Raw genomic sequence first — 1,442 nt, 5'->3', positions numbered from 1 at the left:
ACGCGCCTTGCGCTCGGGCACAGGCACCGCACGCATACGGGCCGCCGGTGTGCCTCCCGCTCGCTGTAGGGGAAGACGTGCAGGTAGGGCAGCGCCATATCCGCCAGAAAGCTGCGCGTCTGCTCGAACAGGGCGTCATCTTCCGTAGGGAAGCCTGCAATAATATCCGCGCCAATGCCAATATCGGGGCGCAGGCTGCGCGCGCGCGCCACAACATGGGCCGCGTCCTCCACAAGGTGGCGGCGCTTCATGCGTTTGAGAATAAGGTCCGACCCCGCCTGCAAGGACAGGTGCAGATAGGGCATGAACCGGGGCTCGGCCTCCAGCAGTTGCCAGATGTCCTCGTCTATTTCCACCGGATCGACCGAGGACAGGCGCAAACGCTCCAGCTCGGGCACCAGCCGCAGCACGCGGCGGCACAGCTGGCCCAGCACAGGCTTGCCCGGCAGGTCTGCACCCCATGATGTCATGTCCACGCCGGTCAGCACCACCTCGCGGTAGCCAGCCCCCACCAGTGCGCGCACCTGCTCCACCACCGCCCCCACCGGCACGGAGCGCGAAGGCCCGCGCGAAGGGGATGATGCAGAAGGTGCAACGGTGGTCACACCCCTGCTGCACCTGCACAAACGCACGGGTGCGGCCGGCAAAATCGGTGACCAGATGGGCTGCGGTCTCCCTTGCCGCCATAATGTCGGACACAGCCAGCGGCTGGGCCAGAGCGGCGGGGGACCAGCTCTCGGCCTTCAGCTTTTCCTCATTCCCCAGAACACGGGTCACACCGGGCAGGGACGACCAGTTTTCGGGGTGGATCTGGGCGGCGCAGCCGGTCACCACAATGCGGGCATCGGGGTTTTCGCGGTGTGCGCGGCGGATGGCCTGCCGCGCCTGCCGCTCCGCCTCGCCCGTAACCGCACAGGTGTTGACGATAATTACATTGCCAAGGCCCTGCGCGTGGTCACGCATGACCTCGCTCTCCCACGTATTCAGGCGGCAGCCGAAGGTCAGGATTTCTGGCCGGGTGGTCATGATGGATAGCGGCCAGATCGACCGTCCCTTCAAACGCCATGGTAGCGGAGCCGGTCATGAGCACATGGTTGGTCTGCTCCGACCATGTAATGTGCAGGGTGCCGCCATCCAGTTCCACCGTGCAGGTGCGCGCAGCAAGCCCGCGCCGCACGGCATTGACCACGGCTGCACAGGCACCGGAGCCACAGGCCTCGGTCACGCCTGCGCCGCGCTCATGCACCTTCAGGCGCATGTGCTCTGGCGTATCCATACGGGCAAAGCCGATGTTGGCACGCTGGGGAAAAAGCGGGGTCATGCTCCAGCGCATACCCCTGCGCCAGCATGGCAAAGTCGGACACAAAGAACGTGGCATGCGGGTTGCCCATGGAGGCCGCAGCCGGGTCCCCCGGCAGGGGCAGGTGCAGCGTGTCCACGGC

2 pseudogenes are annotated in these 1,442 nt (G+C 66.2%); both read right to left on the bottom strand.

The window, feature by feature from the left end:
* Positions 1 to 1,026, bottom strand: a pseudogene (mtaB, locus tag JCM25146_RS20310) (tRNA (N(6)-L-threonylcarbamoyladenosine(37)-C(2))-methylthiotransferase MtaB); the annotation flags it as partial.
* Between the two features lie 7 nt (positions 1,027 to 1,033).
* Positions 1,034 to 1,442 (bottom strand): annotated as a pseudogene (gene dapF, locus JCM25146_RS20305) (diaminopimelate epimerase); the annotation flags it as partial.

The sequence above is a fragment of the Acetobacter okinawensis JCM 25146 genome (genome assembly GCF_000613865.1).
In the GTDB taxonomy this organism is placed as follows: Bacteria; Pseudomonadota; Alphaproteobacteria; order Acetobacterales; family Acetobacteraceae; genus Acetobacter; species Acetobacter okinawensis.
Note: the sequence above shows the minus strand (reverse complement) of the source record. Positions and strands in the feature narration are given on the sequence as shown.